The sequence below is a fragment of the Duganella sp. GW821-FHT07G03 genome, from assembly GCF_059418605.1.
The window spans coordinates 34,471-55,420 of the sequence record NZ_JBWKQE010000034.1 but is presented as its reverse complement, the minus strand read 5'-3'; the positions used below and the strand labels follow the sequence as shown (position 1 = coordinate 55,420).

Below are 20,950 nucleotides of genomic sequence, written 5' to 3'. Positions count from 1 at the left end.
GCTCTGTGCAGGTGGTTTTTTTATGCCGCTTGCTTGTACTGGAACGGGTGCGCCGCCAGCCAGGCTTGCAGCTGGTCGCCGGTGTCCGGCGGCAGGTGCAGGCCAAGCTTGGAGCGCCGCCACAGGATGTCCTGCGCGGTGCGTGCCCATTCGTAGCGGCGCAGGTACTCCACCTCCGCCGCGTACAGGCCCGGCGCGATCTCTTCGCCCATCGCGGCCACGCCCTCCTTCTGGCCCAGCAGCGTGTGGATGCGGGTGCCGTAGGCGCGGGCGTAGCGCGCCACCAGCAGCGGCGGCAGCCAGCTGTAGCGGCCTTGCACGTTGCGCACCCAGGTGTCGAATTCCAACACCGAACGGTTCTGCGGCTCGGCGCCAAACAGGTCGCCGCCCGGCAGGCAGGCGTTGTGGGTCCAGGCACCGTGGCGGTTGTCCAGCGACTTGGCGATCAGGTCGACCGCCTCCTCCGCCAGTTTGCGGAAGGTGGTGATCTTTCCGCCGAAGACGCTCAGCATCGGCGGGCCGTCGCTGTCGACCTCCAGCCGGTAGTCGCGCGTGACGGCCTTGGCGTCGGCGCCGTCTTCCACCAGCGGCCGCACGCCCGAATAGGTCCACACCACGTCGGCCGGAGCTATGGGCTGGACGAAGTACTGGCTGGCCAGCTCGCACAGGTAGCTGATCTCGTCCTCGCTGATGGCGACCTGGTTGGCGTCGCCGCGGTAATCGAGGTCCGTGGTGCCGATCAACGTGAAGTCGCGCTCATACGGAATCGCGAACACGATGCGGCCGTCCGGGTGCTGGAAGATATAGGCATTGTCATGCTCGAAGATGCGCTTGACGATGATATGGCTGCCTTTGATCAGGCGCAGGTTGCCGCCGCCCTCTTTCGGCAGCGTCGCATGCAGCAGGCTGGCGGTCCAGGGCCCCGCCGCGTTGACCACGTAGCGCGCGTTGACACGGACATCGCCGCAACCGCTCTTGTGCAAATCCGCCGCCCAGCCGTCCGCCTGGCGCGTCAAGCCATTGCACACGGTCTGGGTCAGGATGGTGGCGCCCTTTTCGCAGGCGTCGATGGCGTTCAGCACCACCAACCTGGCGTCGTCCACCCAGCCGTCGGAATAGATAAAGCCGCGCTGGAACTCGGGCTTGAGCGGCTTGCCCGCAGCATGCGTGCGCAGGTTGATGCCGGCCGACGCCGGCAGCAGCTCGCGCTTGGCCAGCAGGTCGTACAGCATCAAGCCGGCCCGTATCATCAGCGCCGGGCGCTGGCCGGGCGCGTGCGGCATCACGAAGCGCAGCGGCCACATGATGTGCGGCGCGGCGCGCAGCAGCACCTCGCGCTCGATCAGCGCCTTGCGCACCAGGTTGAACTCGTAATACTCCAGATAGCGCAGGCCGCCGTGGATCAGCTTGGTGGAAGCCGACGAGGTGTGCGAGGCCAGGTCGTCCTTTTCGCACAGCACCACAGACAAGCCCCGCCCCGCCGCGTCGCGCGCGATGCCGGCGCCGTTGATGCCGCCTCCTACGATCAGGATGTCGCAATCAAGAGTGTGCTGCGGTTCCGCCATGTCTTCCCCGGTTGTAAAGCGAAAATTATTCAGATAACTGTTACGTTACGACAAAATCACCAATAGTCATAGGGGTGAGCGACCATATTTGCATAAAAAGCCACTTTTCGTTTAAGTGTGCCCAAATTTTGTTGGTCTATAATCGCGCCTACTGCTGCTACCGTGAGACTACGCCTTGACTGCTTCCCCCATCAACCTGTCCAAATGGCTGACCCGCCGCAACGCCATCCGCGGCTTTATTGTGGCCGGCGTCGCCGCGCTGATCGCCGGCGGCCTGCTGCTGGCCTACATGCTGCTGTATGTGGCGCCCAACCTGCCGTCGCTGGAGGTCATCACCGATTACCGGCCCAAGATCCCGCTGCGCATCTACACCGCCGACAACGCCCTGATCGGCGAATTCGGCGAGGAGCACCGCGACTTCGTGCCGATCAAGGACATCCCGGAGATGATGAAGAAGTCCGTGCTGGCGATCGAGGACAAGCGCTTCTACGAGCATAACGGCATCGACTGGCGCCGCGCGCTGGGCGCCGCGCGCGCCAACCTGGGCGGCGCCATGCGCCAGGGCGGTTCCACCATCACGATGCAGGTGGCGCGTAACTTCTTCCTCACCCGCGAAAAATTCTACGGCCGCAAACTCAATGAGGTCATGCTGGCGTTTAAGATCGAGGCGGCGCTCAGCAAGGAGCAGATCCTCGAACTGTATATGAACCAGATCTACCTCGGCCAGCGCTCGTTCGGCTTCGGCGCGGCCTCGCAGGTCTACTTCGGCAAGCCGCTGAAGAACCTGGACATCGCCGAGATGGCGATGCTGGCAGGCCTGCCGCAGAACCCGGCCCGCCACAACCCGGCGGTCAACCCCAAGCGCGCCAAGCAACGCCAGCGCGTGGTGCTCAAGTCGATGCGGGACCTGGACTACATCACCGAAGACCAGTACCAGAAGGCGCTGCACGAAACGCTGCACGTCAGCCATCGCGGCCAGGAGTTCGACACCCACGCCGAGTACGTGGCCGAACTGGCGCGCCAGGTGGTGTACGCCCAGTTCAAGGAGGACTCGTACACCAAGGGCATCAGCGTCTACACCACCATCCTCAAGGCCGACCAGAACGCGGCCTACGAATCGGTGCGCCGCAATGTGCTGAACTACGACCAGCGCCACGGCTACCGCGGCCCGGAAGCCTTCGTCACGCTGCCGGCAGGCGAGGATGAGCGCGACGACGTCATCGAAGAGACGCTGCAGCGCCGCCCGGGCAGCGACCGCCTGATCCCGGCCGTGGTGCTGGAAGTCGGCGCCAAGTCGGTCAAGGTGCAGAACCCGTTCGGCGAAGAGATCACCATCAGCGGCGACGGCCTGCGCCTGGCCGCCAGCGCCATGACCGACAAGGCCAAGGACACGGTGCGCCTGCGCCCCGGCGCGGTGATCCGCATCATGCAGGAGAAGAACGGCTGGAGCATCACGCAGGTGCCGCAGGTGTCGGCGGCGTTCGTGTCCATCGACTCGGTCAGCGGCGGCTATCACGCCATGGTCGGCGGCTTTGACTACAACCTGCAGAAGTTCAACCACGTCACGCAGGCCTGGCGCCAGCCGGGTTCCTCGATCAAGCCGTTCGTGTATTCGGCGGCGCTGGAAAAAGGCTTCTCGCCGGCGACCCTGATCAACGACGTGCCGCTGGACCTGACCGGCGCCGAAACCGGCAACGAAGCGTGGAGTCCTAAGAACGACGACAATAAATTCGACGGCCCGATCACCATGCGCACCGCGCTGGCCGAATCGAAGAACGTGGCCTCGGTGCGCATCCTGCGCTCGATTACGGTGCCTTACGCGCACAACTACCTCGGCAAGTTCGGCTTCGACCTGGCCAAGCATCCGAAGAATCTGACCATGGCGCTGGGCACCGGCTCGGTCACGCCGGCGCAACTGGTGGGCGCGTACTCGGTGTTCGCCAACGGCGGTTACACGGTCGAGCCCTATCTGATCGCCAAGATCGTCGACGGCAGCGGCAAGGTCATTTCCGAAGCCACGCCGCGCACCACGTTGCCGGACGACGCCCGCGTCATCGATCCGCGCAACGCCTTCGTCACCGACAGCATGCTGCGCCAGGTCACGCGCACCGGCACCGGCGCCGCCGTGGCCCGCCTGGGCCGCCCTGACCTGGCCGGCAAGACCGGCACCTCCAGCGACGCGGTCGACGGCTGGTTCGCCGGCTACGGCGGCGGCATCGTGGCGGTATCGTGGATGGGTTACGACGACTCGAAATCGTTGGGCGGCAAGGAGTTCGGCTCCAGCGTGGCGCTGCCGATCTGGATCGACTACATGAAGGTGGCGTTGCAAAACCGCCCTGCGCTGGATCGCCAGGTACCGGCCGGATTGACGCAGGTCGATGGCGAGTGGCTGTACGACGAGTTCACCGGCGACGCCGCGCGCCACACGCTGGACATGGACGACGTGGCGCCGGGCGCGGAGAACGTGGCGCCGCAGCCTGCCGGTACCACGCCTCCGCCACCGAACAACTAAATTTAAACACCATGCCCCTACGCCATTGGAAGAAATTAAGCGACTCAGCGCGATCCCTGTTCAGCTCAAACGCTGCGCCGGGACAGGCCGACGCCGAGTTGAATCTGCAGGTTGCCCAAAACTTGTTTGGCCAGGCAGTAAGGCTAGGACAAGGAGGAAAGATCGATGACGAAATATCCATCTACGACGACCTGATACGCCGCTTCGGCGACAGTGCGGAGCATCGCCTGCTTGACGTGGTGGCCCGCAGCTTGTGTAACAAGGAGGCCTTGCTGGGCAACCTGGGGCGGTTCGACCAGCAATTGGCAATGTTCGACGACATAGCGCGGCGCTTTGCGCGCTTTCCGCTAGCGTCGCCCTTCGGTGAAATGGCGGCAAAAAACCTGCTGAGGAAATGCCAGACGCTCAGGCACCTGGGCCGCTTCAACGACGAAGTCGCCGTCCTGGTCGAATTTGATCAGCTTTATGGCCGGGAACCCTACCCTGCGGTACGCCACCTGGTGGCGGCCTGCCTGCTGGACAAGGCCGTCGCCTTTGGGCGCCTGGTCCAATTTGAAGACGAATTGGCCAGTTATGATGAATTCGCCGCGCGCTACGGCCAGGATCCTTCGCTGGAGATCCGCAAACTGTTGTGCAATGTGCTCAACAACAAAAGCCTGCGCCTGGAGGCCTTGGCGCGGCCGGAGGCCCAGATCGCCCATTGCGACCAGATAGTCCAGCGCCACTGGAATGACGCCTCCACAATGGAAAATGAACTGGTGGCATTCTGCCTGCTCAGAAAGGCGTACAGCCAGCAGGCACTGCAGCAAATCGATGCCGCCATCGCCACCTTGGGCGAAATCGCGCAGCGTTTCAGCGCAAGTGAAACGGCGACCTTACGCGAGCTGGTCGCAAAAGCGCTGCACCAGCAGGGCCTGTTGCTTGTCAATGCGGGGAAATTCGATGAAGCGGTAGTCGCTTCGGAAGACATTGCGCGCTATGCCGGCCCACAGGCCGCCATCGGATTGCGGGTAACAATAGCGAGCGGCCTGATCGGCAAAGGCAGCAAGCTGACGGCCGTGGGCCAGACTGCCGAAGGACTCGCCGTCTATGATGAAATAATCAGGCGATTCGGCGACGACCCGGCGCCGGCAGTGCGTAAAAAATTAGCACGGACACTGTTCAATCGCGGATTATTGTTTTCTCACCTGGAGCATGCCACAGAGGCGATCGCTTCCAACGATGATCTGTACCGTCGCTTTGTTGACGATCCCTCGCCCGCACTGCGCGAAATCGTCGCCATGGATCTATTGAACAAAACCGCCAATCTGCTCAAGCTGGGACAAGCGGAGCAGGCCCTTACCGTCTTTGCAGAAATAGACCAGCGCTACGGACAGGATGAAGACCCCAAGCTGCGCGTGCATGTCGCCTCCAGCGTGTTCAAAAAAGGTCAGCTATGGGGTTACCTGGCCCGGGAGGACCAAGCCATGCAGGCATATGCCGATCTTGAACAGCGCTACGCGCACGACAACGTAGAGCAAATACGGTACATGGTCGCCGACAGCAGCGTTACGCGCGCCAAGCTACTGGCGGCCCGCGGGATGGACACGGAAGTCCAGGCGATTTACCAGACGATCATTCAGCGCTACGCGCACGACCCGGCGCCCGCCATGCGGCAATTGGTGGCATGGGTCAAGGCACAGCCGCCGGCGCCGGCCAGCGGCGCCTGAATCAGGAAGCCAGGTAGCCGCGCATCATGCGCACGGCGCTATCTGCAAACTGGTCCGGGCTGACATCGGCAGCCCGGTACTTCCAGCGTTTCACATACCAGTCCTGGAACATCGCCATGATGTGGGCGGCCTGCAGCTCCGGGCTGCCGGCCGGACGGTGCGGCAGCTGCGCGATCACGCCGGCGAACAAGGCCTGCACGTGCAGCTCCGACTCCTTGGCCGTGGTGCGCTGCGCCGATTGCAGCACGCGCGAATCCATGAACACAAAATAAAACCACGGCTGCAAAATCTCGGACACGTAGATCGAGGCGCGCATCAGCGCTTCCAGCTGGTCGAGCGGCTCGGTGATGTCGTCGAACAGGCGCGGCATCTCCTGGGTAGCGTAACGCACCACGTCCTCGATCATCTCCGCCAGCTGGTCCTTGTTGCTGATGTAGCCGTACAGGCCGCCCATCGACAGGCCGGTCTCCTGGCACAGGTCGCGCAGGTTCATGGCGCGGAAGCCGACCTCGTTGGCCAGCTTGAAGGTGGCGCGGAAGATACGCTCCAGGTTTTCCAGCGCCGGCTTGCGGCGCTTGACGGTGATGCGTTCCGCGTTGTGGTCGAGCAGATATGCCCAGATATTGACGCCGTCCAGCGGCGTCATCCCCTGAAATTGTTGGAAGTCGAATCGCGACGGCAAAGTAGTCTCTTTATTTGAGTTTTGGTCTCGATTATAGCGCAGGAAAACAACTGGGATCAGAGCCCCATCAGATTGGCTCCCAGGGCCTAGCGTGCGGACTGCAAGGCCGGCGGCACGATGCTACATTTTGCTGACCGGGGAAATACCCGGACTTCAAAAATACACTCGGAGACTTCAATGAAAAAACGCGTCTGGAAGTACCTCGCACTCTGCCTGATCGCCCTGACCTCCCTGCCCGCGCCGTCCTGGGCGAGCGGCTACACGCAAACCAAATATCCGATCGTACTGGTGCACGGCCTGTTCGGCTTCGACAACATCGGCCCGGTCGACTACTTTTACGGCATCGCGTCGGGGTTGCGCAGCGGCGGCGCCAACGTGTATGTGACGTCGGTGTCGGCCGCCAACAGCACCGAGGTGCGCGGCGAGCAGTTGCTGGTGCAGGTCAAGCAGATCCTGGCCGCGACCGGCGCTTCCAAGGTCAACTTGATCGGCCATAGCCACGGCGGCCCCACCGCGCGCTATGTGGCGTCGGTGCGGCCGGACCTGGTGGCGTCGGTCAGCAGCGTCGGTGGCGTCAACAAGGGTTCCAGGGTGGCCGATGTGCTGATCGGCGCGGTGCCGGACGTGACCTACAGCCTGGCCAACGCGGTATCCGGTTTTATCAGCTTCCTGTCCGGCAGCCCGACCTTGCCGCAGAACGCGCGCGCGGCGGCCACCTCGCTGAGCACCGCCGGCACGCTGGCCTTCAACAGCAGCCATCCCGAAGGCGTGCCGACGTCGGCCTGCGGCGAGGGCGACTACCAGGTGCGCGGCGTGTACTACTTCTCGTGGAGCGGCGCCCAGCCCTACACCAATCTGCTGGACGTCAGCGATCCGGTGCTGGCCCTGACGGCGATCGCCTTCAACGGCGCCAAGAACGATGGCCTGGTCAGCAGCTGCTCCAGCCACCTGGGCCGCGTGATCCGCGACGACTACGCGATGAACCATCTGGACGAAGTCAATCAGCTGGTGGGCATCACCAACCTGTTCGAGACCAGCCCGGTGACCATCTTCCGCCAGCAGGCAAATCGCCTGCAGGGACTGGGGCTGTAAGGAGCGCATGATGAGCACAAACGCAAAACTGCTGCGCTTCGGCGCGCTGGCCGCCGTGGTCGGCGTCGGGCTGTATCTGGCGCTGCCGCGCAGCGAGGCGCCGCGGGCCCGTGCCGCCGATCCCGACTATTTTGCGTTTGTGCCGTCGATGATCGGCACGCGCCCCGACGGCGATGTGCGCCAGACCACAGCGGACAAGCTGACCGTCAACGCGGAGCTGGCCTACCTGTTCGACTACTACCTGGCGGGACTGGGCGAGAAACCGCTGGAGGCGATCCGCATGGAGATCGGCCGCGAGCTGGATCGCCGCCTGAGCACCGCGCCGGCGGCGCAGGCCAAGCGCCTATTGGACGCCTACCTGGCCTACAAGCGCGCGCTGGTCGACGAGGAACGCGCCTTGCCGGCCACGCTGGATGTGGCGCAGGGTGCGCGTCAGCGGCTGGAGGCCATGCAGCGCTTGCGCCGCTCGTACTTCACCGAAGCCGAGGCCGAGGGACTGTTCAGCGCCAGCGACGCTTACGATCTGGATGCAGTGGCGCGGCTGGAGATCAACGCCGACAAGCGCTTGACCGATGCGCAGCGCAAGGACCGCATCGCCGCGTTGGATGCGCGCATGCCGCAACAGGCGCGCGACGAGCGCGACGCGCCGACCAAAGTGCTGAGGCTGGAGGAAGCTGTGGCGAAGGCGCGCGCACAAGGCATGGGCGACAACGAGATCTACCGCCTGCGTTCCGCCGCGTTGTCGCCGGAAGCGGCGGCCCGTCTGGCCGATGTCGACATCGAGGAAGCCGACTGGCGTCACCGCATCGCCGTCTATCTGGCGCAGCGCCAGCAGCTGCCTGCGAGCGCGGACCCGGCCTCGCTGCAGAAACTGCGTGATTCCATTTTCTCCGCCGACGAGCAGAAGCGCCTGGGCGCCTATGAGCAGACTAGTGCACGTAGCGAGCAATAAAATATACGCCAGCTACCAACAGCGATGCAAAGCCATAGATTTTCCACGCCAGACTTTGAAGAATCTTATGCAGTTCGATCTCCTGCTGAGCGAATGAAGCGTTGAATTCGTCGCGCTGCTTGCTCAACGCCGCGTTGAATTCGTCGCGCTGCTTGTTCAACGCCGCGTTGAATTCGTCACGCTGCTTGCTCAACGCCGCGTTGAATTCGTCGCGCAGCTTGCTCAACGCCACACTGAGCTCTTCGCGCTGTTTGATCAACGCCACACTGAGCTCCTCACGTTGCTTGATCAACGCCACACTGAATTCTTCGTGCAGCTGTCCCAATGCAGCGTTGAAATCGACGCGCTGATTCGACAGCGCTGTCCCGACCTCATCGCGCAACTTGCCGATTGCGGCGTAGACCTCAAGCTTGTGGTCGTTAAATGCGGCAGTGACACGATCAAAGCCCGCGTGCATTTCGGCTCTTAAAGCTTGCAAGTCATCACGCGTGGCAAAATTGTTTTGCATAACAGCCACTTCCGTCTCCAGCGCCGCGAGGCGCACCTCAATTTTTTCATCATAGGCACGATACGGCGTGTTTTCAACTTGAGTTCCTTCAATGTTAGCTGGCATGGCAGCCTCTCGAATATCTTGAAAACCCCCACGCTAGCGCCTGCACGCCATCCGCGTTTTGCGATGCATCATAAATAAAAAAAGCGGCCCGAAGGCCGCCTGACTTTGCTGCTGCGCCAGATAGTGGCTTACTTTATTGTTAGAACTCTTCCCAGTCGTCGCCCGCCACGGTGGCCGCCTGACGCGCCGGGGCCTTGGCTGCCGCGGCCTTCAACGCCGGACGCGCGACCGGCGCCGCGACGGCAACCCGCGCCGGCACTGCGGCCACGCGGATCTGCCGCCGCGCCATCGCCTGCGGACGCGGCGCCGCTGCCTGGTCCAGCCTGAACACGCTGACCACTTCCGCCAATGCCGCCGCCTGCTCCTGCAACGAGGCCGCCGCCGCTGCCGCTTCTTCCACCAGCGCCGCGTTCTGCTGCGTCACCGTGTCCATCTGGCCCACCGCCATGTTGATCTGATCGATGCCCACGCTCTGCTCCTGCGTCGCTAGCGTGATCTCGCCCATGATGTCGGTCACACGCTGCACGCTGGAGACGATTTCGCTCATCGTCGAACCGGCCTCCGCCACCAGCTTGCTGCCGGCGCCGACCTTGTCGACCGAATCGCCGATCAATTCCTTGATCTCCTTGGCGGCCGTGGCGGAACGCTGCGCCAGGTTGCGCACTTCCGACGCCACCACCGCAAAGCCGCGTCCCTGCTCGCCCGCCCGCGCCGCCTCCACCGCCGCGTTCAGCGCCAGGATGTTGGTCTGGAACGCGATCCCGTCGATCACGCTGATGATGTCGACAATCTTGGACGACGAGGCGTTGATCGACTCCATCGTGTCCACCACGCGCGCCACCACATCGCCGCCGCGCACCGCCACGCCGGACGCCGACGCCGCCAGCTGGTTGGCCTGGCGCGCGTTGTCCGCATTCTGCCGCACGGTCGACGTCAGCTCCTCCATCGACGACGCGGTCTCCTCCAGCGAACTGGCCTGCTCCTCGGTGCGCGAGGACAGATCCAGGTTGCCGCTGGCGATCTGCGTCGACGCCGCCGCTATCGTCTCGGTCCCGCCGCGCACCTGGCCGACGATGCGTATCAGGCTGGTGTTCATGTCCTTCAGCGCCTGCAGCAGCTGGCCGGTTTCCTCGGTGGTCCCGACCTCGATCCGGCTGGTCAAGTCGCCCGACGCCACCGTCTGCGCCACCCGCACCGCCTCATTGATCGGCGTGGTGATCGCCGCCGTGATGTAGGCCGCGCAGCCGATCGCCACCAGCGCCGCGATCACGCCCGACGCCACCATCGCCCATTCGGCGCGCGAGATCGCCGCCGCGCCCTCTTCCACACTGGTGGCCGCGATGTCTTCGTTGAGTTTTTCTATCTTCATCAGCGTCGCCTCGGCCGTCAGGAACAAGGGCCGCGACAGCTGGTACTGCGCATAGAAATCGACAAACAAATCCTTCTGCTTTTGCTCGTCCTTGTTGCCGGCCATGGCGCCGACGATGGCGCCGATCTTGTCGTCCACCGTTTTCCACGCCGCCCATTCGCCGGTGAACTGCTTCCACAGCACCGCTTCCTCGGCCGTTTGCGGCAGCGGCTCGTAGCGCTTCCAGCCGGTATCGATATTGGCCCAGGCTTTCTTGCGCAGCTCCTGCGCTTCGCTGAATTTATCCTGCGAGTGATAGTCGTTTTCGTAGACCGCCGTGTACAGCGTGGCCGCCGCCACCGCCGTCTGGCCCTCGCTCATCGTCAGCAAGCCCTGGACCGACGGCAGCCGCACCACACCGATTTCATTGACGGCGTCGCCCACCTTGACGATGCCGGCGTAGCCCGCCGCGCCCACCACCAACAGCGCCAGCATCATGATCGCCACCAGCACGGCGAGCTTCCACTTGATGAGTAAATTCTTGAACATCCAGTACCTCTTGAGCTCGTTAAATCGGCGAGAGAACGTTTAACAATTCCCCAAGGCACAATATGCTGCCCGGCCATGGCAGCGTCAACCAGATTCGTCCAGTGTGTGGTGCCATGCTCACAGATGTAGGTTAAGCTTGCGGTTTTTACACCACCTCAAGCAAACATGGAACCACTAGACATCGTCGACACCCAGAACGACACCCCCGCCAGCGGCCGCAAGCTCAATGCCGCCGTTGCCATCACCGTCGCACTGCTGGCCACCTTCATGGGCATCTGCAAGGTCAAGGACGACAACATCAACCAGAGCATGCAGCAGGCGCAGGCCAACCGGGTCGATCACTGGGCCTTCTACCAGGCCCGCAACGTGCGCGAGGAGGTCGCCAAGTCGACCGTGGTGCAACTGCGCCTTGCCGCGGCGGGCAAGCCGGCGGCCGAGCAGGCTGCCTACCAGGAAGCGATCAAACAGTACGAGAAGGTGGCCCAGGACCAGGACAGCAAGAAGGCCGAAGCCAAGGCCCAGGCCGAGCTGGACCAGAAAACCTACGACGCCGCCAATTTCAAGGACGATCAGTTCGACCTGTCGGACGCGCTGCTGGCCATCGCCATCTCGCTGCTGGCCGTCACCGCGCTGACCCAGTTGTGGGCGCTGTACTTCACGGCGTTGGTGCCGACCGCGTTTGGCGTGCTGATGGGGCTATCGGGCCTGGCCGGCTGGGGCCTGCACCCGGATGCGCTGATCGCGCTGTTGTCCTGACGCCGGCGGCCGGCGTTCAACCGCCGATCACGCGGTTGCGGCCGGTGCGCTTGGCTTCGTACATGGCGGCGTCGCCGGCGGAAATCAGGGCGATCAAGTCATAGCCGTGCTCGTCCGACGAGACCACGCCGACGCTGGCCGTGTAGCGCACCGACAGCGCATCGATCTCCACCAGTTCCAGCTCGATGCGCGCGCGCAGGCGCTCGGCCACCTTGACCGCGGCCGCAAGATCGGAGCCGTCCAGCACCAGCACGAACTCCTCGCCGCCGAAGCGCGCCAGCAAGTCGTAGGGCCGCAGTTCCAGCTTCAGGATCCCCGCCAGATGGCGCAGCACCTCGTCGCCGACCGGATGGCCGTAGGTATCGTTGATGGTCTTGAAGAAGTCGACGTCGATCATGATCACGGCCAGACTGCGGCGCCCGCGCTGCGCGCGCAGGGCCACCCGTTTGCCATGGATTTCCAGGCCGGCCCGGTTCAGCGCCCCGGTCAGCGCATCGAGCGTCGACAGGCGCCGCAGCCGTTCGGCGTAGCGCCACATCACCATCAGGATCAGGCCGAACGCGATGCAGACTTGGGCCAGCGGGATCACCAGCATGCTCGCCCCCATCACCAGTGAACTCGGCACGTCGGCCGGATCGCCATGGAACAGCATGTGCACGCCGCGCAGGAACAGCGCCAGACCCAGCACGGTAAATCCGATGACGCTGATGATCATGCCGCGCCAGCCGCCGTGGCGCGCGATGGTGACGGCGCACAGCCAGTTCAGCAACGCAAAATAGAAACCGCTGAAGCACAGCCGCGCCCGCAAGCTGGGCACGATCAGGCTGAAGTAGGATGAGACCAGCAGCGCCAGCACCGTGATGACGGCCACGCCGCGCCAGCTCAGCGTATCGGAACAATGCACGCGCAGGCCGCGCAGCACCAGCCCCAGGCCGAAGGCGATCACGCCGTAGCCGACCACCATATTCAGGATGACCGGCAGGCCATCGAGGTTGGTCATGGCCAGGCCGACCGACACCAGCAGATTGCCCAGCGCCCACCAGCGCAACTCGGGCGGGCTGCCGGTGTAGCAGGCGGAGGCGACCAGCAGCGCCGTCGTCAACAGCGTGACGCAGACCTGTACCAACAATAGAGTGTCGAGATTGAGCACGCCGGATTCCGCCTGGTGGATGCCTCAATGTATCCCAGCGCAAGGCCAGTGGCAATCGCACATGCAAAAAAGAAACAAAAAAAGCTGCCGAGGCAGCTTTTTTCGCGACGCCGGCCGCTATCAGGCCTTGCGGCGGCGTGCCACCACGCCCATCAGCGCCAGGCCGCCCAGCAGCATGGCATAGGTTTCCGGTTCCGGCACCGGGGTGGCGACGTAGCCCTTGAACGGTTCATAGCCGATCTCGACCGCGCTGACCAGCGCCCTGGCCACCACGCTGCCCTCCAGGTGACCGGCGCCGGACAGCACGCCGTTGTTGGCCAGCACCGAACCCCAGACAAAAGTGTTGATCTTGACGTCGGTGGCATTGTTCAGGTTGAACAGCACGTTGGCGCGCAGGTGCTCCAGCTGGCCGTCCTGGCCGCCGCCGAAGACCACGTCGCCCGTGCCGGTGACATTGATGAGCACGGTGGCGCCGTCTTTCACGTTGCTCAGCGTCAAGTTGGTCAGGTCACGGGTGTTGACGTTGAACACTTGCAGGCCGGTCGTATTGTTGCCCACCAGTTCGATGCCACCGTTGGCGAAGTTGACCGTGCCATTGGCGGCCTGGCTGTTCAGCGTGCTCGACAAGGCGGTCAGCTGGGTCTTGGCCGCGCCAAAGTCGGTGTAGGTCGAAATATCGGCCTTCTGCAGATTCAGGTAGGACGACGACGCGTTAATGCTGCCGTACACGCCGTAGCCATTGTAGTTCTTGGTGTATTCGGTAATCGGGCCGATGGAGGCGTTGGTGTCCACATTGGTCAGCGGCGCGGCGTAAATGTCGCCGCCATTGAGCCGGACGTAGCTGCCCACGACCAGGCTGGGCGCGGTCACGCCGAACGGCGTGCGGTAGCCTATCGATGCGCCCGAGGTGATGGCGTAGCCGCCGACGGCCATGCGGCCTTCGATATCGGTGAAGTTGGTGGCGTTGCCGTAGAAATAGGCGCTAAAGTCCGACGCCGGACCCAGGTTGAAACTTGGCGCCGCGGCTTGGGCGCTGCACAGGGCGGCTGCGCCCAGCACCAGCGGCAAAATACGGTGCATCAAAGTGGAAATGGTCATGGTATGTAATTGGTATGTTCGTTAAGAAACGGAGGAACCCCGCAAGCAAGGGCTGAATTATATCTCATTAACAACAAAAATAACATAATTGATAATGAAAATATTCATACAATATGACCAATACAGTACCAATAATATGCCGCACGCTATACGGGCGTATCGGTTAAAGTGATGCATATAGCAACCTTCAGCAACCCAACGACAAGACCATGGCCTATCCTATCGAGCACAAACTGGTGATCGGCATCGCCTCCAGCGCGCTGTTTGACCTGACCGAATCGCACAAGATCTACCTGGAAGGCGGCGCCGAGGAGTACCGCAAGTACCAGGAACAGCATATCGACGTCATCCTCGGCAAGGGCGTGGCCTTCCCCTTCATCCGCCGCTTCCTCAACATCAACAAGCACTACGCCCAGTCGGCGCCGGTGGAAGTGGTGCTGATGTCGCGCAATTCGCCGGAAACCGGGTTGCGGGTGATGAATTCCATCGCCCACTACGGGCTGGACATCTCGCGCGCTTGCTTCGTCACGGGCAAATCGCCGTACAGCTACCTGCCGGCCTTCAATACCTCTTTGTTCCTGAGCGCCAACGAGGAGGATGTCCGCAACGCGCTGGAGGCCAATTATCCGGCCGGCCTGGTGCTGCCCTCGCGCACCGAGGACGATGACGACGAGGAATTGCGGGTCGCCTTCGACTTCGACGGCGTGATCGCCGACGACGAATCGGAGACCGTCTTCAAGCGCAACAACGACGTCGACGAGTTCCACGCGCACGAGCGCGAACGGGTCGCCATCCCCCATCAGCCCGGCCCGCTGGCCGACCTGTTCCAGAAGCTGTCGCTGATGCAGCGGCTGGAGGAGCGCGCCCAGCGCCGCGATCCGTCGTACAAGCGCATTCTGCGCATCGCCATCATCACGGCCCGCAGCGCGCCGTCGCACGAGCGCGTGGTCACCACGCTGAAGAGCTGGGGCGTGTCCGCCAACGAGACGTTTTTCCTGGGCGGCATGGAGAAAGCACGGGTGCTGGGCATCTTCAAGCCGCATATCTTCTTCGACGACCAGCTCAGCCACCTGAAGTCGGCCGGCGGCAATATACCGATGGTCCATGTGCCGTTCGGCATAGCCAACCGGGTGCCCAAGCCGGAGTGAGCGGAGTTGGGGGCAGACCGGCGGGCGGGCGGTGCTTCGTCTATAATGTCGGCAGCGGCATTGCCCCTCTGGCGGTGCGCCTTAACCGTTGAATGTGTGTTGTGTCCCTGGTCTTAAAAAACTCCCTACCAAAACCCGGCACCCGCTTCGCCCTGCCTGCGCTGCACGGCTCGTCGGACGCCTACGCATTGGCGCTTGCCGCGCTCGAACTCAAATCCCAGGGCCAGATGCTGGCCGTGATCGTCGCCAACGCCAGCGACGGCCAACGCCTGCTGGACGAGATCCCGTGGTTCGGCGGCGACCAGCTGCGCTGCCATCTGCTGCCGGACTGGGAAACCCTGCCCTACGACGCCTTCTCGCCGCACCAGGACCTGGTGTCCGAGCGCCTGGCCACGCTGCACGAAATCTCCAGCGGCCAGTGCGACGTGATGCTGGTGCCGGCCACCACCGCGCTGGTGCGCATGGCGCCGCCGTCCTTCCTGGCGGCCTACACATTCTTCTTCAAAAAAGGCGAGTCGCTCGATGAAGCGCGCCTGAAGGCGCAGCTGACGCTGGCCGGCTACACCCACGTGGCGCAGGTGATGTCGCCCGGCGAATACTCGGTGCGCGGCGGTTTGATCGACCTGTTCCCGATGGGTTCCGCCCTGCCCTACCGGCTCGACCTGTTCGGCGACACCATCGAAACCATCCGCACCTTCGACGCCGACACCCAGCGTTCGCTGTACCCGGTCAACGAGGTACGGCTGCTGCCCGGCCGCGAGTTCCCGATGGACGAAGCGGCGCGCACCACCTTCCGCAACCGCTGGCGCGAGCAATTCGAGGGCGATCCTTCGCGCTCGGTGGTGTACAAGGATATCAAGAGCGGCATCGCCTCGGCCGGTATCGAGTACTACCTGCCGCTGTTCTTCGAAGAGACGGCCACGCTGTTCGACTACCTGCCGCAAGGCGCGGCGCTGGCCCTGGTGGGCGACATCGACGCCGCCATCAAGCGCTTCTGGACCGACACCGGCTCGCGCTACCGCTTCCTGAAGTCGGACCGCGATCGCCCCATCATGGCGCCGGAAGCCTTGTTCCTGTCGGACGAACAGTTCTTCACGCTGGCCAAGCCCTACGGCCGCCTGGTCATCTCGAAGGACGCCAAGGATGACAAGCTCGGCGCCTCCGAGCTGTCGGCGCCGGTGCCCAACATCGCCGTCAACCGCCACAGCGAAGACCCGCTGACCAATCTGCGCGCCTACCTGCTGCCGGCCGGCCGCCGCGTGATGATCTGCGCCGAAACCAACGGCCGCCGCGAAACGCTGCAGCAGTACTTCACCGAATACGACCTGACGCTGACGCCGGTCGAAGGCTACGAAGGCTTCGCCACCTCCAGTGCGAAGCTGATGCTGGGCGTGGCGCCGCTGCACGCCGGCTTCGAGCTGTCGACGCCGGACGAGAATCTAATTTTCATCACCGAGACCGAGCTGTATGCCGGCTCCGGCCGCCGCGTCGGCAAGAAGAAGCAGGAAGCCGTCACCCAGGTCGAATCGATGGTGCGCGACCTGTCGGAGCTGAAGATCGGCGATCCGGTGGTGCACATCAACCACGGCATCGGGCGCTACATGGGCCTGACCAGCATGGACCTGGGCGAAGGCGAAACCGAATTCCTGCACCTGGAATACGCCAAGGACACCAAGCTGTATGTGCCGGTGTCGCAGCTGCACGTGATCTCGCGCTACTCCGGCGCCTCGCCGGAAGACGCGCCGCTGCATGCGCTGGGTTCGGGCGCATGGGAGAAAGCCAAGCGCCGCGCCGCCGAACAGGTGCGCGACACCGCCGCCGAGCTCTTGAACCTGTACGCCCGCCGCGCGCTGCGCCAGGGCCACGCCTTCGAATATTCGGCGCACGACTACGAGCGCTTCGCCGACAGCTTCGGCTTCGACGAAACACCGGACCAGCAGGAAGCGATCAACAACGTCATTAAGGATATGACCTCGGGCAAACCGATGGACCGGCTGGTGTGCGGCGACGTCGGCTTCGGCAAGACCGAAGTGGCGCTGCGCGCCGCCTTCATCGCCGTCATGGGTGGCAAGCAGGTGGCGATCCTGGCGCCGACCACGCTGCTGGCCGAGCAGCACGCGCAGACCTTCGCCGACCGCTTCGCCGACTGGCCGGTGCGCATCGCCGAAATGTCGCGCTTCCGCACCGGCAAAGAGATCACGCAGGCGATCAAGGGCATGGCCGACGGCACGCTGGACATCGTCATCGGCACCCACAAGCTGCTGTCGGACGACGTCAAGTTCACCCGCCTTGGCCTGGTCATCATCGACGAGGAACACCGCTTCGGCGTGCGCCAGAAGGAAACCCTGAAATCGCTGCGCGCCGAAGTCGACGTGCTGACGCTGACCGCCACGCCTATCCCGCGCACGCTGGGCATGGCGCTGGAAGGCCTGCGCGACTTCTCCGTCATCGCCACCGCGCCGCAAAAGCGCCTGGCGATCAAGACCTTCGTGCGCAGCGAGGGTGAATCCATCATCCGCGAAGCCTGCCTGCGCGAATTGAAGCGCGGCGGCCAGGTCTACTTCCTGCACAACGAGGTCGAGACCATCCAGAACCGCATGGCGATGCTGACCGAGCTGCTGCCGGAGGCACGCATCGCCGTGGCGCACGGCCAGATGCACGAACGAGACCTGGAAAAAGTGATGCGCGACTTCGTGGCCCAGCGCTACAACATCCTGCTGTGCACCACGATTATCGAAACCGGCATCGATGTGCCGACGGCGAACACCATCATCATGCACCGCGCCGACAAGTTCGGCCTGGCGCAGCTGCACCAGCTGCGCGGCCGGGTCGGCCGTTCGCACCACCAGGCCTACGCCTACCTGCTGGTGACCGACGTGCAGTCGCTGACCAAACAGGCGCAGCGCCGCCTGGACGCGATCCAGCAGATGGAAGAACTGGGCAGCGGCTTCTATCTGGCGATGCACGACCTGGAGATCCGCGGCGCCGGCGAAGTCCTGGGCGACAACCAGTCCGGCGAGATGACCGAGATCGGCTTCCAGCTGTACTCGGACATGCTCAACGAGGCGGTGCGTTCGCTCAAGGCCGGCAAGGAGCCGGACCTGGCGGCGCCGCTGGCCACCACCACCGAGATCAACCTGCATGTGCCGGCGCTGCTGCCGGCCGATTTCTGCGGCGATGTGCACGAACGGCTATCTATTTACAAGCGCATGGCCAACTGCAGCGTCCAGGACAAGATCGACGACATGCAGGAAGAGATGATCGACCGTTTCGGCAAGCTGCCGGACCCCGTCAAGGCCCTGATCGAAACCCACCGCTTGCGCATCGCCGCCAAGACCGTGGGCATCGTCAAGATCGACGCCCATGGCGAAGCGGCCACCTTGCAGTTCATGGCCAAGCCGCCGATCGACCCGATGCGCATTATCGAGTTGATACAGAAGAACCGCCAGATCAAGCTCAATGGCCAGGACAAACTGAAGATCACCGCCGCCATGCCCGACCTGGCGGCGCGTGTCGCCCAGATCAAAGGTGCGATCAAACAGTTGACCGCTTGAGCCTAAACACGTAACTTGGGCGCTTAGCCCAAAAAACGCTATACGCATTTATGAAGACTGCAAAAAATACTATGAATCTTGTGCTGCAAGGGTTGGACGACTGCAAGGCCAGACTGGAACGCATCGCGGCGCTGACGGCGCCGAAAAACATCACCTGGTTGAACGAACGCGCATTGCGCTGCGAAGGCATCAGCTTCTCGCCGGCGCTGCGCCAGACCATCGAAGTGGCGGCGCAAGCGGCCCAGCTGGACGCCACCTATTCCATCGGCATGCACAAGATGAGCGAATTCAAGCTCGTCGCGATGGACATGGATTCAACACTGATCACCATCGAATGCATCGACGAAATCGCCGACATGCAGGGCCTCAAGCCACAGGTCTCCGAGATCACCGAGGCGGCGATGCGTGGCGAGCTCGATTTCTCAGAGAGCCTGAAGCGCCGCGTGGCGTTGCTGGAGGGCCTGGAGGCGTCGGCGCTGGAGCGCGTGTATGACGAGCGCCTGCAGCTGTCGCCGGGCGCGGAGACCATGCTCAAGGCGGTGCAGCAGGCTGGATTGAAAACGCTGCTGGTGTCGGGCGGCTTCACCTTCTTCACTTCGCGATTGAAAGAGCGCCTGGGCCTGGACTACACCCACGCCAACGAGCTGGAAATCGTCGACGGCCGCCTGACCGGCCGCGTGGTCGGCGGCATCGTCGATGCGGAAGAAAAGAAGCGCACCGTGGAACGCGTGTGCGCGGAGCTGGGCATCGAGCCATCGCAAGCCATCGTCATGGGCGACGGCGCCAATGATTTGAAGATGATGAGCATCTCCGGCATGTCGGTGGCGTTCCGCGCCAAGCCGGTGGTGCGCGAGCAGGCCAACGTGGCGCTCAACTTCGTCGGCCTGGACGGCATCCTTCCGCTGCTGACCTGACAGGCAGGCGCCGGCTCAATCCTGCCGGCGCGCCACCTGCTCCGGCCCCCGCAGGCGAACGCCGGCGACGTTGCCATTGTCGCGCTGATCGAACTCCACGCGCAGCCCGCCCCAGCGGGTGATGAATACGCTCTTGCCGGCCGGCTCCAGTTCGACCTCCGGACCGTTGTTCATCTGCACAAACAGTTTCTTGCGGTGCTGGGTGACCGTCAAGGTCCGGCCGTCGGCCAGATCGTACTGCCCCTTAAATTCTTGCAAGTCAGTCTCCTGCAACGGCTTCTCGGCCGCGCCCGCGACGCCGGGAATGCAGCAGCCCAGCAGCAATGCCCACACAAAAGTACGCATGATATTTCCCATCCAGGTAGATATCGCCATCGCTCACAATGTGGATGGCAATGCCTGCACTCTAGACAAAATAACCAGCTTTTGCGCGGGACATCAGATAAACGGCGGCTACCGCCGGACGAACGGTTGTTATGCGGGGATGAAGGGTCAGGCGACGGCGGCCAGGTGGGCGCGCAAACGGCGCCTACCCGACGGAATCCCCGTCGATCCGCACGATGTCGATGCCAAAACGCGTGGATGAATAAATGATTTTTCCGATTCTTTCGTAGAACGGCCGGCTCTCATCCGGCTCATCGTCGCGCACCGTTTTCAGCTCGATGCGTTCGATCTGGTGCGCAGCCAAGAAGTCCAGCAGCTCGTCGGCGGTCTCCAGGCGCGCGCCCAGGACTTCGATCACCCGGGCTCCCACAACCACCAGCGTTGCGGGCGCCGAGGCCGCCCCTGCCTTGTCATTTTTTGTCATATCGTCGAGGTTAAATACAAAAGTCAGCGACGATGGCGGCGCCGCCATGCCAGTCGAAACCCATCGCCGTCAACCTTCCAACTTTTTGGTCAGCGCATAGCGCGCCCCGCCGGGCGGGAAATCGGCGAGGCGGCTGAACACGGTGTAGCCCAGCTTTTCATAGAACGGCAGGGCCTGGAAGCTGAGCGTCTCGACGAAGGCATTCTGCACGCCGCGCCGCAAGCCTTCCCGTTCGGCGATCGCCATCAACTCGCTGCCGTAGCCCAGGCCGCGCACACTGTCGTCCAGCCACACCACCTGGATTTGCAGCCATCCAAGATAGGTGGCGCCCAGCAGGCCGCCAACCAGCTTGCCGTCGTCGTCCTTGACGGTGGCGACCAGGTAGTTGGGCGTTTCCCCATTGGCCTGCTCGGCGTTGTATGCGGTCAGGCCTTTGACCAGCGCCTGCATGTCGCCGCCATCGGGCGACTCTTCCAGTTTGATGATATGTGCGCTCATGG

Annotated in this window: 17 protein-coding genes; 8 read left to right on the top strand and 9 right to left on the bottom strand. The window is 63.4% G+C overall.

All coding sequences use genetic code 11. From position 1 onward, the window contains the following. Positions 1-20: 20 nt before the first annotated feature. Positions 21-1,565 carry a glycerol-3-phosphate dehydrogenase gene (gene glpD, locus AC07OK_RS28980; protein WP_494693516.1) on the bottom strand — a complete coding sequence of 515 codons (1,545 nt, stop codon included), beginning with the start codon at positions 1,563-1,565 and terminating at the stop codon, positions 21-23. A gap of 175 nt (positions 1,566-1,740) precedes the next feature. Between glpD and AC07OK_RS28975 the strand changes: the two genes are divergently transcribed. Both AC07OK_RS28975 and AC07OK_RS28970 read left to right on the top strand, forming a co-directional pair. Then, on the top strand, positions 1,741-4,077 hold the full coding sequence (locus tag AC07OK_RS28975; RefSeq protein WP_494693515.1) for a penicillin-binding protein 1A: 2,337 nt from the start codon (positions 1,741-1,743) through the stop codon (positions 4,075-4,077). A gap of 11 nt (positions 4,078-4,088) precedes the next feature. Next, positions 4,089-5,786 (top strand): tetratricopeptide repeat protein, encoded by a 1,698-nt coding sequence (locus AC07OK_RS28970; RefSeq protein WP_494693514.1) that lies wholly within the window; start codon positions 4,089-4,091, stop codon positions 5,784-5,786. Between the two features lies 1 nt (position 5,787). Here AC07OK_RS28970 and AC07OK_RS28965 read toward each other — a convergent pair whose 3' ends face one another. Then, a complete protein-coding gene (locus tag AC07OK_RS28965; RefSeq protein ID WP_494693513.1) occupies positions 5,788-6,468 on the bottom strand; it encodes a TetR/AcrR family transcriptional regulator in 681 nt (226 codons plus the stop codon). Between the two features lie 177 nt (positions 6,469-6,645). Here AC07OK_RS28965 and AC07OK_RS28960 point away from each other — a divergent pair, with 177 nt between their 5' ends. After that, positions 6,646-7,560, top strand: coding sequence for a lipase family alpha/beta hydrolase (locus AC07OK_RS28960; protein ID WP_494693512.1), 915 nt, complete (start codon positions 6,646-6,648; stop codon positions 7,558-7,560). Between the two features lie 10 nt (positions 7,561-7,570). Then, positions 7,571-8,512 (top strand): lipase secretion chaperone, encoded by a 942-nt coding sequence (locus tag AC07OK_RS28955; RefSeq protein ID WP_494693511.1) that lies wholly within the window; start codon positions 7,571-7,573, stop codon positions 8,510-8,512. Here AC07OK_RS28955 and AC07OK_RS28950 read toward each other — a convergent pair. After that, on the bottom strand, positions 8,490-9,125 hold the full coding sequence (locus AC07OK_RS28950; RefSeq protein ID WP_494693510.1) for a hypothetical protein: 636 nt from the start codon (positions 9,123-9,125) through the stop codon (positions 8,490-8,492). The two genes, AC07OK_RS28955 and AC07OK_RS28950, sit on opposite strands and share 23 nt — an antisense overlap. 139 nt (positions 9,126-9,264) lie before the next feature. After that, entirely contained in the window at positions 9,265-11,022 is a 1,758-nt protein-coding gene (locus AC07OK_RS28945; RefSeq protein WP_494693509.1) for a methyl-accepting chemotaxis protein, read from the bottom strand. Between the two features lie 165 nt (positions 11,023-11,187). On the opposite strand from AC07OK_RS28945, the gene AC07OK_RS28940 reads away from it, so the two are divergent. Next, entirely contained in the window at positions 11,188-11,778 is a 591-nt protein-coding gene (locus AC07OK_RS28940; RefSeq protein ID WP_494693508.1) for a DUF4337 domain-containing protein, read from the top strand. 16 nt (positions 11,779-11,794) lie between these two features. Here the strand turns inward: AC07OK_RS28940 and AC07OK_RS28935 are convergent, their stop codons facing one another. Continuing rightward, positions 11,795-12,928, bottom strand: coding sequence for a GGDEF domain-containing protein (locus AC07OK_RS28935; RefSeq protein ID WP_494693507.1), 1,134 nt, complete (start codon positions 12,926-12,928; stop codon positions 11,795-11,797). Between the two features lie 120 nt (positions 12,929-13,048). Then, positions 13,049-14,026 (bottom strand): choice-of-anchor A family protein, encoded by a 978-nt coding sequence (locus AC07OK_RS28930; protein ID WP_494693506.1) that lies wholly within the window; start codon positions 14,024-14,026, stop codon positions 13,049-13,051. A gap of 209 nt (positions 14,027-14,235) precedes the next feature. On the opposite strand from AC07OK_RS28930, the gene AC07OK_RS28925 reads away from it, so the two are divergent. The 3 genes from AC07OK_RS28925 (at position 14,236) to serB (ending at position 19,642) form a co-directional block, all read left to right on the top strand. Next, a complete protein-coding gene (locus AC07OK_RS28925; protein ID WP_494693505.1) occupies positions 14,236-15,174 on the top strand; it encodes a 5'-nucleotidase in 939 nt (312 codons plus the stop codon). A 92-nt stretch (positions 15,175-15,266) separates the two neighbouring features. Beyond that, positions 15,267-18,728, top strand: a complete 3,462-nt coding sequence (gene mfd / locus AC07OK_RS28920) for a transcription-repair coupling factor (RefSeq protein WP_494693504.1) — start codon at positions 15,267-15,269, stop codon at positions 18,726-18,728. 71 nt (positions 18,729-18,799) lie between these two features. Continuing rightward, a complete protein-coding gene (serB, locus tag AC07OK_RS28915) occupies positions 18,800-19,642 on the top strand; it encodes a phosphoserine phosphatase SerB (RefSeq protein ID WP_494693503.1) in 843 nt (280 codons plus the stop codon). 15 nt (positions 19,643-19,657) lie between these two features. Here serB and AC07OK_RS28910 read toward each other — a convergent pair whose 3' ends face one another. The 3 genes from AC07OK_RS28910 to AC07OK_RS28900 form a co-directional block, all read right to left on the bottom strand. Further along, the gene (locus AC07OK_RS28910; protein ID WP_494693502.1) at positions 19,658-19,987 is read right to left on the bottom strand and encodes a DUF3471 domain-containing protein; all 330 of its coding nucleotides are present in this window, start codon (positions 19,985-19,987) and stop codon (positions 19,658-19,660) included. 184 nt (positions 19,988-20,171) lie between these two features. Continuing rightward, positions 20,172-20,498 (bottom strand): hypothetical protein, encoded by a 327-nt coding sequence (locus AC07OK_RS28905; protein WP_494693501.1) that lies wholly within the window; start codon positions 20,496-20,498, stop codon positions 20,172-20,174. A 21-nt stretch (positions 20,499-20,519) separates the two neighbouring features. Next, a complete protein-coding gene (locus AC07OK_RS28900; protein ID WP_494693500.1) occupies positions 20,520-20,948 on the bottom strand; it encodes a GNAT family N-acetyltransferase in 429 nt (142 codons plus the stop codon). Positions 20,949-20,950 lie beyond the last annotated feature (2 nt).

What these genes read in the sequence shown, in the direction of transcription:
- glpD (WP_494693516.1), bottom strand. Translation starts at nt 1,565, where the DNA reads ATGGCGGAACCGCAGCACACTCTTGATTGCGACATCCTGATCGTAGGA.
- AC07OK_RS28970 (WP_494693514.1), top strand. Translation starts at nt 4,089, where the DNA reads ATGCCCCTACGCCATTGGAAGAAATTAAGCGACTCAGCGCGATCCCTG.
- AC07OK_RS28960 (WP_494693512.1), top strand. Translation starts at nt 6,646, where the DNA reads ATGAAAAAACGCGTCTGGAAGTACCTCGCACTCTGCCTGATCGCCCTG.
- AC07OK_RS28955 (WP_494693511.1), top strand. Translation starts at nt 7,571, where the DNA reads ATGAGCACAAACGCAAAACTGCTGCGCTTCGGCGCGCTGGCCGCCGTG.
- AC07OK_RS28950 (WP_494693510.1), bottom strand. Translation starts at nt 9,125, where the DNA reads ATGCCAGCTAACATTGAAGGAACTCAAGTTGAAAACACGCCGTATCGT.
- AC07OK_RS28945 (WP_494693509.1), bottom strand. Translation starts at nt 11,022, where the DNA reads ATGTTCAAGAATTTACTCATCAAGTGGAAGCTCGCCGTGCTGGTGGCG.
- AC07OK_RS28940 (WP_494693508.1), top strand. Translation starts at nt 11,188, where the DNA reads ATGGAACCACTAGACATCGTCGACACCCAGAACGACACCCCCGCCAGC.
- AC07OK_RS28930 (WP_494693506.1), bottom strand. Translation starts at nt 14,026, where the DNA reads ATGACCATTTCCACTTTGATGCACCGTATTTTGCCGCTGGTGCTGGGC.
- AC07OK_RS28925 (WP_494693505.1), top strand. Translation starts at nt 14,236, where the DNA reads ATGGCCTATCCTATCGAGCACAAACTGGTGATCGGCATCGCCTCCAGC.
- mfd (WP_494693504.1), top strand. Translation starts at nt 15,267, where the DNA reads ATGTGTGTTGTGTCCCTGGTCTTAAAAAACTCCCTACCAAAACCCGGC.
- serB (WP_494693503.1), top strand. Translation starts at nt 18,800, where the DNA reads ATGAATCTTGTGCTGCAAGGGTTGGACGACTGCAAGGCCAGACTGGAA.
- AC07OK_RS28910 (WP_494693502.1), bottom strand. Translation starts at nt 19,987, where the DNA reads ATGCGTACTTTTGTGTGGGCATTGCTGCTGGGCTGCTGCATTCCCGGC.
- AC07OK_RS28905 (WP_494693501.1), bottom strand. Translation starts at nt 20,498, where the DNA reads ATGGCGGCGCCGCCATCGTCGCTGACTTTTGTATTTAACCTCGACGAT.
- AC07OK_RS28900 (WP_494693500.1), bottom strand. Translation starts at nt 20,948, where the DNA reads ATGAGCGCACATATCATCAAACTGGAAGAGTCGCCCGATGGCGGCGAC.